This window comes from Maribacter sp. MS6, assembly GCF_056839185.1.
Map to the genome: position 1 here is coordinate 3148744 of NZ_CM166389.1, position 17487 is coordinate 3166230.

Below are 17487 nucleotides of genomic sequence, written 5' to 3' on the forward strand. Positions count from 1 at the left end.
TTTTGTTTGGAATTTTTCAAAGAACCGAAAATTTAGAGAAACAGTTTGTTAATTAAATCATAAGCCTAAGAAGGATTCCTTTATTTAGCTGACTGCAGTTTGCGTTCAAGATTATTGAAACACCATTCTTAAAATTAGAATCGACCTAAAACAGTATCGGAATTATAAATTGAAACATTAAAATTAATAATCCTACAGAAATAAGGTTCAGTATAATGCCAGCTCTAGCCATTTCATGGACCTTAATGTAGCCGCTTGCAAAAACGATGGCATTGGGAGGGGTAGCCATTGGAAGCATAAAAGCACAACTACTGGCCATAGTAACAGGTATTAGCAGATAGAGTATGGGTATTTCCAGACCAATGGCAATACCGGCGACCACTGGTGCAAGCACAGCAACCAGGGCTACATTGCTCATTAATTCTGTCATAAAGAGCATTAGTGTAATGAGCAGTATTGCAGTGATAAATATAGAAATATCACTTGCAGCAATGGTGTTGGCTACGACATCTACGATACCACTTACAGACATACCCTTTGCCAATGCCAAACCACCACCGAAGAGGATAAGGATACCCCAAGCCAGTTTAGAAGTGTCTTTCCATTTAATTATAAAGTCTGCTTCTTTTAAGTTGTACGGAATTGCGAATAAGGATATCGCCGCTAGTATACTGATTACCGTATCTGAAAGTCCCAATTCAGGAAATAGCTTATTGATCAAAGTTCTAAACACCCATAAAAAGATAGTGACACCAAAAATTACCAAGACCATTTTTTCCTTACCGGCCATAGGTCCCAATTTTGCTAATTCTGACTTTATAACAGTTTTACTAGCATTAAATTTTAACTGTTTGTTCGGAAAAAGCCACTTTACCAACACTAGATAGCTTATGGCTATGAGCACTATGGAAAAGGGGAGCCCGAGCACCATCCATTTTAAAAATGATATTTCAATATTATATTCACTTTCCAATAGACCGATTAAGACAGAGTTGGGTGGCGTACCAATTACGGTTGCAATGCCACCTGCATTTGCAGAAAATGCAATGCCCAACATAACGCAAAGGGCAAAGTTTTGGTCACTTTTCGTAAACCCGTCCGCATCGTTGATCAACAAAGCTATGACGGACATGGCAATAGGAAGCATTACCACCGTACTTGCGGTATTGCTAATCCACATGCTCAATGTTGCTGTGGCGATCATGAATCCTAAAACTACCTTGTTAGGCGTGGTACCGGTAATTTTAATAATGTTTAGGGCTATTCGTTTGTGCAAATTCACTTTTTCAAGGGCCAAAGCCATGACAAAACCACCAAAGAAGAGAAATATAATGGGACTGCCATAGTTTGCGCCAACATCGGCGATGGGCATTATCTTAAGTAATGGAAAAAGCAATAACGGTAAAAGTGCGGTAACGGAAATAGAAACAGCATCGGTTATCCACCAAATAATCATCCAAAGGGCTACTGCGATAACTGCATCTCCTTGTGTTGAAAGTAAATCAAAAGGTAGATTAATTATTATTAAAAATAGCACGGGACCTAAGAAAAGCCCTAGCTTACTACTGAATTGCATAGTATTCAATTGGTTGGCCTAAGCTATGTTTTTTATTTTGGTTAAGGAAGTTTTTTGTGGTGCTATTTCTTTTTTAAAATAGGCTTTTGTTTAATATACAATAGAATCCGAAGGAATAGGCGGAAGTTCGTAATTACCATAATCTATTTGTATCTGTCCACCTTTAAGTGTTACCATTCCTTTAGCGTCAGTTTTTGTTCCATAAAGAAATACCTGTTTCAGGTTTGGAAAGTTGGATAGTTCGTCCAGAAATACTGCATCAAATTGTGTACCTGTGAGATTGATGGATTTTAAATGTTCTAGAGTCCCCAGGGCTTGTATAGTGCTACCCGAAATAACTGTATTGTCTAATTTCAAAACTGTTAAATTAGGTAATTGGGCCAATTTTTCAACTATGGTATCCGTCACTTGGGTATTGCCTAAATCAAGTCTGGCGATGTTGTTTTTGACCGAAAGCAAGCTTTCAAAATCGGTATCGGTAAAAGAAGGTTTATTGATGGCGGAAACACTCAGGAAATTAGATGATTTACTGATGAGGTCTACATGAACCCCTGTTTTTTCTAAGGCTGAAATACTGTCTATATGGGCCGCATTTATTTCTCTGTCGGGATAATCATAATCGTGTTTTTTGGGAAAAAAGGAAAGAAAGAGTTCTTTCTGCATCCCGGCGTCCTTAATACTTCCGTTAAAAGGATGGCCGGCATCTATCCAAGCGCCTACCAATTTAATTTCTTCCTTTGTAGGTTGAGTTTTTCCATCGGGCGGCATGTGTTCATCATCCTCCATAGGCAAAGTCATTCTATGGTATAGCTCGCTGTTCTCCGAATTTTGTGTCAACAGTACTTCCCCGTTCTCACCGCCTCTTAAAATAGTCTCTTTCTTATGTAAGAGTAGGCCACCTTTTGTTTTCTTTGGATTATGGCAGCTTACGCATTTGTTGTTCAGAATGGGAGAAATCACTTCTTCATAAATCAAAGCATTCTCCCAAGTAGCTTCGTTCAGCGTAATTTCCTTTTCTTCAAAAGTTTCAAAACCAAAAGCCGATTTGATATTTTTCGGTAAAGGTGCTACTAAGTAGTCCTCGCCATGGGTAATATTTCCACCTTGATGGCCAGTATAGGACAGCAACATAAAAAAAACAATGGAAAATGCCGCTACAGGAATTTTTTTAAAAGTACTGACTGCCTTTAAACCTGCAACCTTTGCATACATTAAAAAGGAAAATAGTGCCGTAGCAATACCTGCCCATAAGTGCCATTTTATAGTATCAAAGGCATAACCTTCGCCCAAATATTGCAGGTAACCGGTGATACAGGCAAAAACCGCACTTATGCCTCCCCACTTATAAATTAACGGAATTGCTTTTTGGTGTTCTTTTTGATTTCGGTCGTACCATTGCAACAAAAGCCCCAATAAAATAAAGCCAATGGGCAGGTGAACGATAAGCGGGTGCAAGCGACCCAAAAGTTGTTTTAAAATCTCCATTTATAAACTACAAATACAAAAACAAAAGTCAAGTTCAAGTTCAAACACAAAATGAGCTATGCGTTTTTCGCCTTTCGCCCTTTGTTTTTTAATTAATATCTACCTCATACGCTCCTTTAATTTCGTCATCATATATACATTTGTTTTCCACTGGTCCGCTACAGGAACCCTTGTGTAGGGCAAGGTGGGCATATAGTCCGCTGGCCCAAATTCTGTTGTAATGGTAAAAACGTCTAGGGTCTGCCATTTTTTGCGGATTACTTTTTCCCAGATATCCAAGTGACGGTCTACCGCTTTTTTCCATTCGGGAGCTTTCGGATCGTTTACTTGTGGGCCTTCGGCATGACCAACTCGGGCATGAATGTGGTGTGAGCGATTTATAGTTTCCGCAAGTTCTGTATCTCGATTTTCCAATAATGATTCGTGCACTACCATCCAATGGCTGATGTCCAATGTTAGTTTAAGGTCGGGAATGGCTTGAATGTATTTATTGGTATCTGGAAGATTATAACTGAACCGACCCCTATGTGTTTCGTGATAAATAGGAATATTGTGTTCTTTAGCTAATTCATTGGCCGCATTTATAAAGGCTTTATTTTGCTTAAAAGTATAAAAGTCACTTCCTGTATGGCAATTGATATAAGCGGGTTTCCAAGCAATTAAAATTTTAAAATGTTCGGTATAGGATTTTAAACTTTCATCAAACGAAACCGACTTGTTGGTACCGTTTAGAAAACCCACCTTTAGGTCATGTTTTTGTAAGGCAGCCCTTAATTCTGCCTGACTTTTTTCATCCGTAGGAAACCAAGTCTCTAATCCGTCATAACCCGCAGCTTTTGTTTTTTCGCAAAAAGCATCCCAAGAGATTTGCCTGCCCCAGTCGGTTTGGTAGAATTCCAGTCTTTTATCTTGAGAATGGGAGGTGAGGGTTAAAAGGGAAATGGTTAAGAGTAAAAGTATTCTCATTTTTGGTTTGGTATTATATTGAGTTTAGGGTTTTTTTGCTGCGGCTTGGATTCTTCCCCTTCCGTTATGCTCGCTGCGCCGGATGCTACCTTGCCTTGCAATTGGAAGGAACTCCTAATATTCCGGTTATTTCAACTTTTCAAAACATTATAAGTCGTTAACATTTAGTTCCCCCTTTCGGGGGTTAGGGGACGTTTACTCTTGGGGTCCTGGGGATTTTTTTACGCCAAAATTTCCTTAATAATTTCTCCTTCCACATCGGTCAATCTAAATGGTCTTCCTTGAAATTCGTGTGTGAATTCTTCATGGTCAAATCCTAAAAGGTGTAGTATGGTCGCATGTACATCATGTACAGATACGCGCCCTTCTATGCCTGAAAACCCAATATCATCCGTTTTTCCGTGTGAGGCTCCTTTTTTGATGCCACCTCCGGCCATCCACATAGTAAAGGCGTCACCATGATGGTCTCTACCTTTATAGGCCATTTTGGTATTACCTCTGTTTTCTTGCATGGGTGTTCTGCCAAATTCCCCGCCCCAAACAATTAGGGTGTCGTCCAATAATCCGCGTTGTTTCAAATCCATGATAAGTGCGGTTATCGGCCTATCTATTTCCCTACATTTGTTCCTGAGCCCTAAATCTATAGAGCCTTCCCTTACGTTCCCATGGGTGTCCCATCCCCAATCAAAGAGCTGTACGAAACGCACGCCGTCTTCTACTAATTTACGAGCTAAAAGGCAATTGTTGGCAAAGGATTCCTTACCAGGCTCTACACCATACATTTGCTTAATATGCTCCGGTTCGCTATTGATGTTCATGACTTCTGGCACCGCAATTTGCATGCGGTAGGCCATTTCATATTGATTTATACGTGCTAAAATTTCAGGATCTGCATATTTGGCGTATTCTTCTTTATTGATTTTATTAATGGCGTCAATGGTGCTTTTCTTTAAATCTCGCGTTATACCGTCAGGATCTTCTATATACAAAACTGGATCACCTTTAGAACGACATTGCACGCCTTGGTATACAGAAGGTAAAAAGCCACTTCCCCATACGCTTTTGCCCGCATCTGGCGTATTTCCTCCAGAGGTTAAAACCACGAATCCAGGTAAATTCTGATTTTCCGAACCAAGTCCGTAAGTGGCCCAGGACCCTATGCTAGGTCTGCCCAAACGAGCACTTCCAGTATGCATAAAGAGCTGTGCAGGGCCATGGTTAAATTGATCGGTATGTACCGCTTTTAAAAATGCAACGTCATCTACCACTTGTTTAAAATGAGGCATAAAGTTAGACACCCAATTACCGGATTCTCCCTCTTGTTTAAATTCTGCCTGTGGCCCCATTAATTTGGGCGTACCTTTAATAAAGGCGAATTTCTTCCCTTCCAACAGCGATTGCGGGCAATCTTGGCCATCATATTTCTGGAGCTCTGGTTTGTAGTCGAACATTTCCAGTTGTGAGGGAGCGCCTGCCATGTGTAAATAAATAACGGATTTTACTTTGGGTGCAAAAGGCGGCGCCAAGGTCGATAACGGATTTAGATCCCGTTCCGAAAACGCAATAGGACCTTTTTTATCCGATTTGCTTAACGGATCACAGCCCATAAAAATAGAGCTAAGCGCTAGGCCACCCATCCCTTGGGCACAACTTTTAATAAAGTGCCTACGCGTTTTTTCCTGTGTTTCGCGGGCCAGTTTTTCCTGGATCAGTCTTTCTACGATGTCTCTCATTTGTCAAGTTTAAGTATCAAGCCCGCCCGCCCTTCATGGAGGGTTAAAGCGTTAATCCTACCTGGCGTAGAAGGGTTTAAATACAAACCTGTTCGCCAAAGGAGGATACAGATAACAAAAGCAAAAACTGGATTTTTGCTAATCGCTTTACTTCTTGCGTTTTTTTACTTCTTATTTATTTTCATCTAACATCTAACATCTAACATCTAACATCTAACATCTAACATTTACCCGCTATTTACGTTTTCGTCAAAAATTCATCCAAATTCATAATAGCGTTTGCAACCATGGTAAGTGCAGCGAGTTCTGCCGTGGGCTGTTCCTCAAAATGAAGGAAAAGTTGTGATGCTTTTTGGTTATTTGTAAATTCTGTCTTGGCGTTTTCATATAGTTCTGTTAGCGCTTCCAATCGGTTCGGTGTAATTTTTCTAAACGTTGCCTGCTCATAACTCTTTATAATACTCTGCGTTACATCATTGACGACGCGGTTGTTTTTGGCCAAATGATACGAAGCTTCTAAATAAACCGGATCGTTCAGAGTTACCAAGGCCTGCAAAGGAGTGTTCGTAACTGTTCTGCGAATCATGCAGACTTCGCGACTTCCGGCATCAAAAGTGAGAAAAGACGGATACGGACTCGTTCGCTTTAAATAGGTGTAAATACCGCGGCGGTAACGGTCTTCGCCTTTGCTTTCCACCCAATCGGCACCGTTGTAAACCGTTTGCCAAACGCCGTCCGGTTGTGGAGGCATTACGCCGGGGCCATACATTTTATCACTCAATATGCCGGCTACTGCCAAAGCTTGATCCCTAATTTGCTCCGCACCCAAACGTATTCTGGGCCCTCTTGCGTAGAGCTCGTTTTCAGGGTCCATTTGGTACATTTCGGGCGTGCTTTCCGATTTTTGGCGGTACGTTCCCGATAAGACTATTTCCCTGATTAAGGCTTTCATGCTCCACTTGTGTTCGTTCATAAAGCGCAGGGCTAGCCAATCTAGTAAATAGGGATGGGAAGGTGCATCGGACTGGGAGCCCATGTCCTCAATAGTAGAAACCAGACCGCGACCATAGATCTGATGCCAAACCCTGTTGACCAAAGTCCTAGCCGTTAGCGGATTTTCTTTGCTCACGATCCATTGGGAAAGCCCTAAGCGGTCTTTGCTCCATGCATCGTTCCACGCATTTAGGCTTTGTGGCGTAGCTGGTTCCACGGTATCGGTCTTTGTCAACCAACTACCACGGTCAAAAACCTGTGTGGTGCGCTGCATATATTCTGGATTTTCCGCTAAAATAGGTACGGTTTCTGTGTTGGTATTCAGTAATTCCAGTAATGCCTTGTTTACGACGGACCATCCCTGTGCTTCTCGGGCGGGCATATCAGGAATAAAACCGACCCAATATAGATTTAAAATATTCTTCTCCGGCGCAATGGCGTCGTTCTGTGCTTCAATGTAGATGTCCGTCTTCTTGTCTATATTTTTCAGCGCGAACTGCGAAGTCGTGTTGTTTTTGGTTTTATCTAAGGTAAACTCTGCCAAGATCGGACCGTTGGCGTCGGTTTGGCGGATAGTTATTTTAGTGCCATCGTAATGTGAACGATAATTTAAGTAGACGTGGCTTGCGTTGTTGGTATAGGCATTGGGGATGATGAGGTTGCCATCGTCCCAAAAAACAACGGAGGCATGGTCATCATACACGCTGCTCTTAAATTGCTTGAAGAAATGGGACTTGTAAACAGGCTCTGTAAACTGTATAAAATCCCGATACGATTTTAAGGTTTCCTTGTCGCCATGTTCCGTCACCCAGTCCAATACTTTATTTACCTGTTTTTGTTGTTCCGTATTATAAAATTTTAGTGTGGGAGATTCATTGGGCGTATCCTCATCGCGGGTATTATTAAAGAACGCCATTAGATTGTAATACTCTTTCTGCTTAAACGGATCGTAGGTATGGCTATGGCATTGCACACAGCCGATTGTAGTGCTCTGCCATACCTCAAAAGTGGTGTTTACCCTGTCTATGACGGTGGCCACGCGATATTCCTCGTCATCGGTTCCACCTTCGTCATTGTTCATAGTGTTTCTGTGAAAGGCAGTGGCGATCAACTGATCTGTAGAAGGTTCCGGAAGCAGGTCCCCTGCCAGTTGCTCTATAGTAAACTGGTCGTATGGCAAATCCCTGTTAAAAGCATGGATGACCCAATCGCGGTATTTCCAGATAGAGCGTCCCATATCTTTTTCATAGCCTTTGGAATCTGCATAGCGCGCAACATCCAACCACCACGTTGCCCATTTTTCCCCAAAAGCTTCTTGAGCCAATAGGCTGTCTACCATGGTTTCATAGCTAATTTCGTTGTCGTTGAATTGTTTCAAAAGCGTTTCGGCTGGGGGTAATCCTATCAAATCCAGCGCCACACGTCTGGCAATACTGTTCTTTTCTGCAAGTGCAGTCGGTGTCAATTGCTTGGCTTCCAAGCGTGCCAGAATAAAATGATCGATATCGTTTTTTATAAAGTCCGACGCTAGTTCCGGTGCAAAATTGGCTTCGGAGGGTTTTGTTGGTACATCTACTTTATCCGGAAGGGAATAGGCCCAATGTTCGCCCCACTCCGCACCTTGGTCTACCCAACGGGTAAGGAGTTCTATTTCCTCATCGGAAAGTTTCGGTTTTTCGTAGGGCATGCGTAGTTCCAGATCGTCTTCGTGCAAACGTTTTATGAATTCGCTGTTGGTGGCATCTCCCGGAATAATGGCTGGTTTTCCATATTCGGTGTTGGCAAAAGCTTCCTCCTCAAAGAGCAAGCTGAAGCCGGCGTTCTTTTTTACCCCACCATGGCAGGTAATGCAGTTGTTATTCAGAATGGGTTTTATTTGTGTACTGAAGTCTACCCGCTCCTTTTTTTGGCACGAGTTAAACAGGCCTAGTGCGAGTGCTAAGCAAAGTACCCTTATTTTATAATAAAATTTAGTGTCCATAGTATTCCGTGCGCTGAAATAGGAAACTTAGCTAATTCTATTTCTTAGTTAGTTCAATGATACGAACTTATACCGGAGATTAAAATAGACAATTTTTACTAAAACATGGATAACTTTAGCCTAATCGCTGTGTTTAAACCATGGATGATATCAATTCCTGCTTTTTTTAACAGTTTTTGATTTATAATACCCTTGACTTCTTTAAACCATAGGTATAAAGAACGAAATCCTTACTGTATAAACAGTCAGGATTAGGTTTTAATGATATTAAATGTACGTATTTTTTGTTCTACCTATTTTGAATAGTAGCTAGGCTTGAAACGTGTACCATGAACAACAAAAAACAGTTAAGAAACCACTTCCACAAACAGGCCGTCATCAGTCTTGTTGACCTTGGTAAGACCATGTTTGGCAAGTGCCTTAATGGATTTATCCCATTTTTTGCCGCTTAAAGCAGATTCTGTTTTTAGTGCTCCTAATTCCATGGAACCTTTTGGCTTTAAAATAGCCATGATTGCTTTCTCCTCATCCGTTAGCTCAACGGCTTTCTTTTCAGGCCGCATTTGCGGAAAGAACAACACTTCCTGTATGGAAGAATTATTGGTCATTAACATCACCAAACGGTCAATACCGATTCCGATACCCGATGTTGGCGGCATTCCATATTCCAAGGCTCGTAAAAAATCCTGATCAATAAACATGGCTTCGTCATCTCCTTTTTCCGAGAGTTTTAATTGCTCCTCAAAACGTTCGCGCTGATCAATTGGGTCGTTGAGCTCAGAATAGGCGTTGGCTAATTCTTTTCCATTAACCATCAATTCAAAACGTTCGGTTAAGGCAGGATTGTCTCGGTGTTCTTTCGTTAAGGGACTCATCTCCTTGGGGTAGTCGGTTATGAAGGTGGGCTGTATGTAAAAGTGCTCACATTTTTCACCGAATATCTCATCTATCAATTTACCAACACCCATGGTTTCATCAACCTCTATGCCTAGTTTTCTTGCCGTTTCACGAAGTTCAACTTCTCCCATTCCCGAAACATCAATACCGGTATGTATTTTTATCGCTTCCAATATTGGAATGCGTGGGTAAGGCGCTTTGAACTCAATTTCATGCTTTCCAACGGTAACTTTAGAGCTTCCAGTGGCATCAACCGCTACTTTTTCTAATAGTTCTTCCGTAGTATCCATCATCCAATTGTAATCCTTATAGGCTACATACAGTTCCATTACGGTAAACTCTGGATTATGGGTGCGGTCCATGCCTTCGTTCCTGAAGTCCTTTGAGAATTCGTAAACGCCATCAAAGCCGCCTACGATCAATCTTTTTAGGTACAATTCATTGGCAATACGTAGGTACAATGGAATGTTCAATGCATTGTGATGGGTTAAAAACGGACGCGCCGCAGCTCCTCCTGGTATGGGCTGAAGTATAGGTGTTTCTACCTCTAAGTAACCCTTGTCGTTATAAAACTGGCGGATACTATTGGTAATTTTGGTGCGTTTAATAAAGGTTTCCTTTACATGCGGATTTACTACAAGGTCAACATAGCGTTGGCGGTAACGTAGTTCTGGATCATTAAATTCGTCGTAGGAGTTGCCTTCTGCATCTTGCTTTGGCAAGGGTAACGGTCTAAGAGCTTTACACAAGATAATATAATCCTTGACCAGAACTGTAATTTCCCCTACTTGAGTCGTAAAAAGCTCGCCTTCAATTCCTATAATATCCCCAAGGTCCAATAATTTTTTAAAGATTTCATTGTATTTGGTGTGGTCGTCCGGCGGACAAATCTCGTCTCTGTTAAAATACACTTGAACGCGGCCCTCACCATCCTGCAATTCCCCAAAGGAAGCTTTTCCCTGAATTTTTTTTCGCATCAACCTACCTGAAATAACAACTTTCTTACCTTCTTCGTAATGCTCTTTTATACTTTTGGAAGTAGCGTCCACAGGCCATAAGGCAGCTGGATACGGGTCTATTCCCATTTCCCGTAATCGTGTTAATTTCTCTCTTCTTACAAGCTCTTGTTCCGTTAATTGCATTGGACGTATTTTAAGGCAGCAAATATACTTAAGAATGGATTAATCTCTTAATAAGGACATCATAAAAGCAAGCGACTTTGGCTCTTATTAATCGAAATGCATGGATTTTGCCTTTTTAGCAATATACCCTTTCCCTTCAATTATTTTTTGTAGATCTTCTTCCAAGGTAGTATTTGGGGATTCTATGATGCGGTTTACTTCTCTTCCATTTTTATAAAGAATAAAAGTAGGAACCCGCAAAATTTGAAGACCCCATTCCTTCCCAGAGGGACTTTGTTTGTATTTTCCTCGTCTGATGTCTAAGGCTATCATCTTTAATTGTGCGTTTGGGAAATTTGCCGTTTCTAAAATTTTAAGAAATCTAGGAACTTCTCGTCTGCTATCCCCGCACCAAGTTCCCAAAAATATTAAAATCTGATATTCAAGGAGGTCTTCTTTCATAGAAGAAATTATGCTGTCGTCCGGTATGTAATTTTTAAGATTATTGAGATACCAGTTAGCATACCCAGGTTGTTTTAAGCCCTTTGTGGTAATCTCACCGATCAGAATTTTTTGACCGTTCTCCAAGCTGATTTCCCGATCGGTGGTTTGGCCAGCAAGAGTTACGCATAGGAAAAAGCTCATTAAACGTAGAAATAAAGTTTTCATAGTCTTGTTTTTAAAATGAAAACCGAAGATGCTACAATAATGCAGGGATAGCGGAGTATTAGGAGGTGTAAATAAGTACTAGACCGGGGGTGGATTTTATTAGTACTTAACTAAAACATATTTTTAAGGTCCGCTCTGCTATCGATGTTTAGCTTTTTGTAGATATTATTGATGTGGGTTTTTACTGTACTTAAGCTAATGAATAAATCTGATGCAATTTCTTTATTCGTTTTATTCTCCTTGATAGCGTTTAGAATGTTTAGTTCCTGTGTGGTTAAGCTTTCCAAGATTTTTTTTTCAACTTGTCGATTTTTAAGCTTTAATCCATAATAACCTGTTAGACCTACAACAAGTAAACCTCCTGCGTACCACATATAGTCGGAATAAGATGTTTTTGAAGTGGAAAGGTCGGATAGCTCAATGGTACTATCTGCCTGGAGTTCCTGTATATATTGTTTGGTAAAACTTCTATTGGGATATGTTGATAACAAGCTTTTTTCCAAATTTTGATAATAATTGTTTGCACCTAAATCATTTAAATAATAAGTATATGTTTCGTTTTTTCTATCCGATAAAAAATCATAGATATAAAGTTCTGCTAGAGGCTCGTTTGCTGCCTTACCGAAGTTTTGTAATCTTAAAAACCATTTGTTTAGGTTTAAGGCTAAAGTCGCTTTGCTGCTATGTTCTAAGAAATCTAGTATCATTTCCTCTTTTAAAGCATCAATTTCTAATAACAGTCCGGATGCGGTATTTGTAGATGCTATGTCACAAAAGGATTGGTTGTTCTGCAATAGCGGAAATAGAATACTATCTCCTTTTTTTGCTATAAACAAAATGCTTTTGCTATTACTACACTCCTTGAAAAAATGAGTCCCTTCTTCGTTACCCTCGTTACAATCATCCGTATGTATGCGATAAATGCTGTTTTGGACTGATAGGTTATCACCCTTAAAACTAAAATTACCATTGTCATCTGCCGAGGTTTTCATTAGGATTTGATCCGAGTAAACACGGGATGATTTTCTGTAATTTTCTACCAACGAAAGATAAACGGTCTTGTTTTTGGTGTCCGGTGAAATTTGACCTGAAAAGGAGTATTGGCTATAACAACCAATTGTAGTAAAGAAAAGAAAGATACATGTTCGAAAGGACGCCATCTATTTTGATTTATTGCTAAATTTAAGCGATTTAATTATAAGGATACTGCGCTTCCAAATTAAATATATCCTGTGCTTCTTGTCTTGGTTTCCCAATCCAGTCTTCTTCAAGATAATACGGGGAGGTATCCCAAATAATGGCGCCTCCAGTTTCTCTTGGGTCCTCGGTAGCTACGAGATAGCTGTTTAATTCAGCGGTTAGCCGGACCAAATCGTCTTTGTACTCATCTAGATATGCTACGTTGTTCAATTGAAAAGGGTCTTTTCTTAGATCAAACAATTCATATTTTGGTCGCTTTAAGAAACCATCTTTATAAAGCTGTTTTACATCTGGTTCTTCTTTGTGCTGCATCATGTATTCTTTGGTAGGACTGTAGTACTGTAACATATGTCCATCGATGTCTGCAAAAAGAGGTGGGTCCCCCGCAGGCCAGCGATTTGGCTCATAATTGTGGATGTATAGAAAGTCATCCGTTCGTATGGCCCGACCGGGATAACCCAAACCACCTTTACGTCCCATGGCATGTCGTTCTCTAGCAACAAAGACACGACTAAAATCTTTGTTGACACGTCCTTCCTTATCGGACATTAGGATATTTTTTAAGCTCCTTGCCGTCATTCTTTCTGGCACTTTTTCTCCAGCAAATTCTAAAAAAGTAGCCGCCAAATCGTTAAGACTCACAAAATCGGTAACGACCCTATTCTCTTTAATACTATTTGGCCATGAGATTATCAGAGGAACCTTTGTTCCAAAATCATATAGATTTCCTAAACCTCTAGGCATCATCCAACCATTATCGCCGCAAACAACAATAATCGTATTTTTTGCCATCCCGTTTTCTTCGAGTAAACGCATCGCTTCCGCTACTTCTTTGTCAAAAGACATTACTGAGGCATAGTAATCAGTAATGTCGGTACGAACTGCTTGTGCGTTTGGAAGGTAGGGTGGGACAAAGACCTTATCTAGGTTTAAACCAAGTTTTTTCCCGGATTCATATTCGAATGGACGATGAGGATTTCTTGAAGATAGAAAATAGCTCCAAGGCTGTTGTCCTTTATTTTTATCTAAAAATTCATTTAGATTGTTAAAGGTTGTACCGGCTGGATTCTTGTTTCTTCCCCCAGATTTGAAATCACCAGGACCCCATCCTTTCCTGTCATGTCCTGTTTGATAGCCAGCCTCCTCAAGAATATCTTGATAGGTTGGAATGGAATCGGGAAGACTGCTCCATAAATTCGCCCCCTCTCCAAGTCTCCATATCTCTTGTCCGGTTAACATAGCTCCTCGAGAAGGGGTACAAGAAGGTGAACCACAGAACGCATTGGTAAACCGCACCCCATTCTTTGCTATTTTATCTATTGCGGGTGTTTTCACAACGCTATCCCCATAACAGCCTAGATGGTCAGCGTATTGGTTGTCAGAAATTAGGACTAAAAAATTTGGTTTGGTTACTTGCGTTTCAGTTTTTTCTTGATCTTGACAGGAATAGAAACCAATAAATGTAAACAGCAAAGCAATAAGGGTGATTGTTTTTTTCATTTTATCCTATAAGTGGTGGCATTACTAAAATAACAAAATATAGTGGTAATCACATTTGTAAGAAAAAGTACTTGGGTTTTACCATATAACTTCAACTCGTCAATTTCTTCTATCGTCTTGGGCGTGTTTTGCAATTAGAAGCCATGAGTTTCAGCCGGTTGTTGGTAACAATCACAGTATAATAAATGCTTATTTTGATTTGCTCCTTAAATTTAAATGATTTTGTAACAATACCTTTATTTTTGCGACATATAAGTACATCAATCAAAATCATCAATCAATGAGTTTCTTACGCGTATTATTGGCAATATTATTTCCACCGCTTGCGGTTATCGGCAAAGGCTGTGGCTCCATCCTTATTGTTTTTTTATTAACCTTGTGTGGTTGGGTTCCTGGCGTAATTGCAGCGCTTGTGATACTGAACAATCCCAACTGATCATTGTATCTTTACAGCAATGAACAAGAAAGTTGCTTTACAGGATTTAGGACTAAAGGATTATAAAGAAACCTGGGACTACCAAGAGGTGCTTTTTCAAAAGACCTTGGCTCTTAAAATAAAGAATAGGCGGGAGGAAGCTAGACTGGAAACGCCGAATCATTTTCTATTCGTGGAACATCCGCATGTCTTTACTTTGGGAAAAAGTGGAGATCTCTCGAATCTTCTGGTAAATGAAAACCAACTTGCGGAAAAAGGTGCAAAATTCTATAAAATAAATAGGGGCGGGGATATTACCTACCACGGCCCGGGTCAAATTGTTGGATATCCTATTTTAGATCTTGACAATTTTTTCACCGATATCCATAAATACTTACGTCTGCTTGAAGAAATGGTTATTCTAACATTGGCAGAATATGGTTTAAAAGCAGAACGTTCCGAAGGGGAAACCGGTGTTTGGTTGGATGTCGGTACTCCTTTTGCCCGTAAAATTTGTGCCATGGGGGTTAGGGCTTCCCGTTGGGTAACCATGCATGGCTTTGCTTTAAATATAAATTCTAATCTAGGCTATTTTGATCTGATGATTCCCTGCGGTATCAAGGGTAAGGCGGTGACTTCTTTAAATATGGAACTCGGTAAAACCGAAGTGGATATGGAAGAAGTAAAGCGAAAACTAATTCGACATTTTGAAATGCTTTTTGAAGCTGAAATTTTAAAACAAAAAACTGAGGTTTAAGCCTCCGTTTTTTGTTTTAAATATGGCAATAAGGTTAATAATCAAGCCCAAAATAATCCATGACGGCGTAATAGTCATTAATATCTACCCCAGCCGATTTTAGTTCTGTTCGAACACTTTCATTATTCGTTTTGCCTGTAATACCCGTAGACGTTGCAATTATTATTTTAAGTTTTATAAAACTTCTTTTTGGCAAAAGCTGGCTGTATGAGGTTCCAGAACGGTAGAAGTAAAGATGATATGATTGGGCGGCCATTTTTACTCTAATATCAGTGTTCAGTGTTTGAATTACACGATCCTGTGAATCTGTTACATTAATTTCGATATTATTTTGAGGTATTTGATACATGGCTCCTTTAGTTGTTATATATCCCAGTATAAGGTCATTATCCAACACTTCTTGGGTAAGTTCGGGTATTTCTTGTATATAATCGTTTGCACTAACTCCCGAATAATCAAATGTCAGTAAGCGCACATTTGCATTGCCATCAGTTCCATTTAGTCCGTCTCGCCCAGCTGGACCCATGGGGCCTATTTCCCCATCCTTTGAGCAAGATGTAAAAGTGAGGGCTATTAGAACAAAGCCCATACCTAAAAATTTCATTGCAGTTTTCATAATTTCTTGTTTTTTATATTTAAAACTCTTTATATATGAGAATGGAAAAGGTTAACCCGGTAGCGCTTAAAAAAAACTTGGTTTAACCGGAGGTTTTTTAATTGATCATCAAAAAATGGGTGTTAATATTCCAATCCAAAATGATCCATAACTTCTACATAGGACATTTTTTTGAAGTCGATTATAGCCTTTTTACCTGTTGTAGTGTTGGAAGGAATGATTACATATCTAAAACGAACCCCCTTCCCATATGCCGGACCGCTTGAGTCCCAGAGGTATTCACGTGTAGTTAGATCAGAATCAGAACGTTCGATAGTAACATATATAGTACGGGACGCATGATTAATGTTCGAATCTACCGATTTTAATATCGTACCGTCCAGAGCGAATACATAATTGGGTAGCAGATAGATATTGGTGTCAGTGTCATAGTACACAAGAATGACGCCATCCTCCATTATATTTGAGCTTATATTTGTTTCAAGTGGTAATGCCTTAAATCTTGGATTGTTAACGCTAAAAGAACTTTCTATAGGTTCAAACCAATCAGAGGCGATTACATTGGCATTGCCATCTTTCCCATCTTGTCCATCAGCTCCGTCAATACCATCTGTTCCAGGAGGTCCTTGAACTCCATCAATGCCATCGATCCCATTAACACCATCAGTCCCATCTTTAGAGCAAGATGTAAACGTGAGTGTAAATAGTACTAAACCCATGGCTAAAAATTTCACTGTAATTTTCATAATTGTATATTTTAACGATTGTTTAGTTTTAATGGTAGTAAACACAAAAGGTTAACATTTGAACCCAAAAAAACCGAGGTGTTAGCCTCGGTTTTTATCTTCTTATTAGTGTTGTAAGCCAAAATATTTCATTACTGCATCATGGTTATTGATATCAACTCCTGCAGATTTTAGTTCATCGCGGAGTGTTTCCATGCTTGATTTTCCGCTTGTCGTGCTTGTTGACTCGGCGATGACGATTTTTAGTTTTCCCAATTCCACACCAACTACCGACATTAAGGTCTGTGTGCCAACTTGATAAAAATGAACCCAGTATTTACCTACAGCAATGTCCGTAGCAACATCATAAAAGCCACCTGTGCCATTCGGCCATACGCTAGCTGGAACAGGATAATAAGTGCCGCTAACACCGTTTTGGAGATATCCAATGATTAAATCATTGTCTATGACTTCCTGAGTAAGTTGAGGCAAATTGTTTGGAATAGATGCTCCTGATTCACTAGAAAGATCAAAAACATAGGTATTCACATTAGCGTTACCATCTGCTCCATTTTCACCATCTGATCCGTCAACTCCATCTGTTCCGTTAGTGCCATCGGCACCTGCAGGTCCTTGCTCCCCTTGGGGGCCCGGGACTCCAAGTGCTTCCCCATCTTCTCCGGCTGGTCCTCGCTCACCTTGTGGCCCTTGAATTCCCTGTTCGCCCTGTTGTCCAGTTAAACCAATAGGGCCCATGTCTCCGTCTTTTGAACAAGATGTAATCGAAATAAACATTGCTATTAATCCTAACACTAAAAATTTTGTTGTTTTCATGATTTTATATTTAAAGATT

14 protein-coding genes are annotated in these 17487 nt (G+C 40.1%); 2 read left to right on the plus strand and 12 right to left on the minus strand.

Features of this window, described 5'->3' with window-relative positions:
• Positions 1 to 145: 145 nt before the first annotated feature.
• The 9 genes from MS6x_RS13820 to MS6x_RS13860 form a co-directional block, all read right to left on the minus strand.
• Positions 146 to 1576: an SLC13 family permease gene (locus MS6x_RS13820; RefSeq protein ID WP_482603040.1), complete on the minus strand. Its 1431-nt coding sequence runs from the start codon at positions 1574 to 1576 to the stop codon at positions 146 to 148.
• A gap of 90 nt (positions 1577 to 1666) precedes the next feature.
• Entirely contained in the window at positions 1667 to 3061 is a 1395-nt protein-coding gene (locus MS6x_RS13825; protein ID WP_482603042.1) for a c-type cytochrome domain-containing protein, read from the minus strand.
• Between the two features lie 99 nt (positions 3062 to 3160).
• Positions 3161 to 4027 (minus strand): sugar phosphate isomerase/epimerase family protein, encoded by an 867-nt coding sequence (locus MS6x_RS13830; protein WP_482603044.1) that lies wholly within the window; start codon positions 4025 to 4027, stop codon positions 3161 to 3163.
• 221 nt (positions 4028 to 4248) lie between these two features.
• Positions 4249 to 5760: a DUF1501 domain-containing protein gene (locus tag MS6x_RS13835; RefSeq protein WP_482603046.1), complete on the minus strand. Its 1512-nt coding sequence runs from the start codon at positions 5758 to 5760 to the stop codon at positions 4249 to 4251.
• Between the two features lie 238 nt (positions 5761 to 5998).
• On the minus strand, positions 5999 to 8734 hold the full coding sequence (locus MS6x_RS13840) for a DUF1553 domain-containing protein (protein WP_482603048.1): 2736 nt from the start codon (positions 8732 to 8734) through the stop codon (positions 5999 to 6001).
• A gap of 347 nt (positions 8735 to 9081) precedes the next feature.
• Positions 9082 to 10773 carry a lysine--tRNA ligase gene (gene lysS, locus MS6x_RS13845; protein ID WP_482603050.1) on the minus strand — a complete coding sequence of 564 codons (1692 nt, stop codon included), beginning with the start codon at positions 10771 to 10773 and terminating at the stop codon, positions 9082 to 9084.
• An 87-nt stretch (positions 10774 to 10860) separates the two neighbouring features.
• A complete protein-coding gene (locus tag MS6x_RS13850; RefSeq protein ID WP_482603052.1) occupies positions 10861 to 11421 on the minus strand; it encodes a TlpA family protein disulfide reductase in 561 nt (186 codons plus the stop codon).
• A 110-nt stretch (positions 11422 to 11531) separates the two neighbouring features.
• Complete coding sequence (locus tag MS6x_RS13855) at positions 11532 to 12581, minus strand: helix-turn-helix domain-containing protein (RefSeq protein ID WP_482603054.1); 1050 nt, start codon at positions 12579 to 12581, stop codon at positions 11532 to 11534.
• A 31-nt stretch (positions 12582 to 12612) separates the two neighbouring features.
• Positions 12613 to 14121 carry a sulfatase family protein gene (locus MS6x_RS13860; protein ID WP_482603057.1) on the minus strand — a complete coding sequence of 503 codons (1509 nt, stop codon included), beginning with the start codon at positions 14119 to 14121 and terminating at the stop codon, positions 12613 to 12615.
• 280 nt (positions 14122 to 14401) lie between these two features.
• On the opposite strand from MS6x_RS13860, the gene MS6x_RS13865 reads away from it, so the two are divergent.
• Positions 14402 to 14557 carry a YqaE/Pmp3 family membrane protein gene (locus MS6x_RS13865; RefSeq protein ID WP_482603059.1) on the plus strand — a complete coding sequence of 52 codons (156 nt, stop codon included), beginning with the start codon at positions 14402 to 14404 and terminating at the stop codon, positions 14555 to 14557.
• 19 nt (positions 14558 to 14576) lie between these two features.
• Positions 14577 to 15293, plus strand: a complete 717-nt coding sequence (gene lipB / locus MS6x_RS13870) for a lipoyl(octanoyl) transferase LipB (protein ID WP_482603061.1) — start codon at positions 14577 to 14579, stop codon at positions 15291 to 15293.
• A gap of 34 nt (positions 15294 to 15327) precedes the next feature.
• Here the strand turns inward: lipB and MS6x_RS13875 are convergent, their stop codons facing one another.
• The 3 genes from MS6x_RS13875 to MS6x_RS13885 all read right to left on the minus strand — a co-directional run bounded on the left by MS6x_RS13875 (position 15328) and on the right by MS6x_RS13885 (position 17468).
• The gene (locus MS6x_RS13875; RefSeq protein WP_482603063.1) at positions 15328 to 15909 is read right to left on the minus strand and encodes a hypothetical protein; all 582 of its coding nucleotides are present in this window, start codon (positions 15907 to 15909) and stop codon (positions 15328 to 15330) included.
• A 122-nt stretch (positions 15910 to 16031) separates the two neighbouring features.
• Positions 16032 to 16655, minus strand: coding sequence for a hypothetical protein (locus MS6x_RS13880; RefSeq protein WP_482603065.1), 624 nt, complete (start codon positions 16653 to 16655; stop codon positions 16032 to 16034).
• Between the two features lie 105 nt (positions 16656 to 16760).
• Positions 16761 to 17468, minus strand: a complete 708-nt coding sequence (locus MS6x_RS13885; RefSeq protein ID WP_482603067.1) for a hypothetical protein — start codon at positions 17466 to 17468, stop codon at positions 16761 to 16763.
• Between the last annotated feature and the right edge of the window lie 19 nt (positions 17469 to 17487).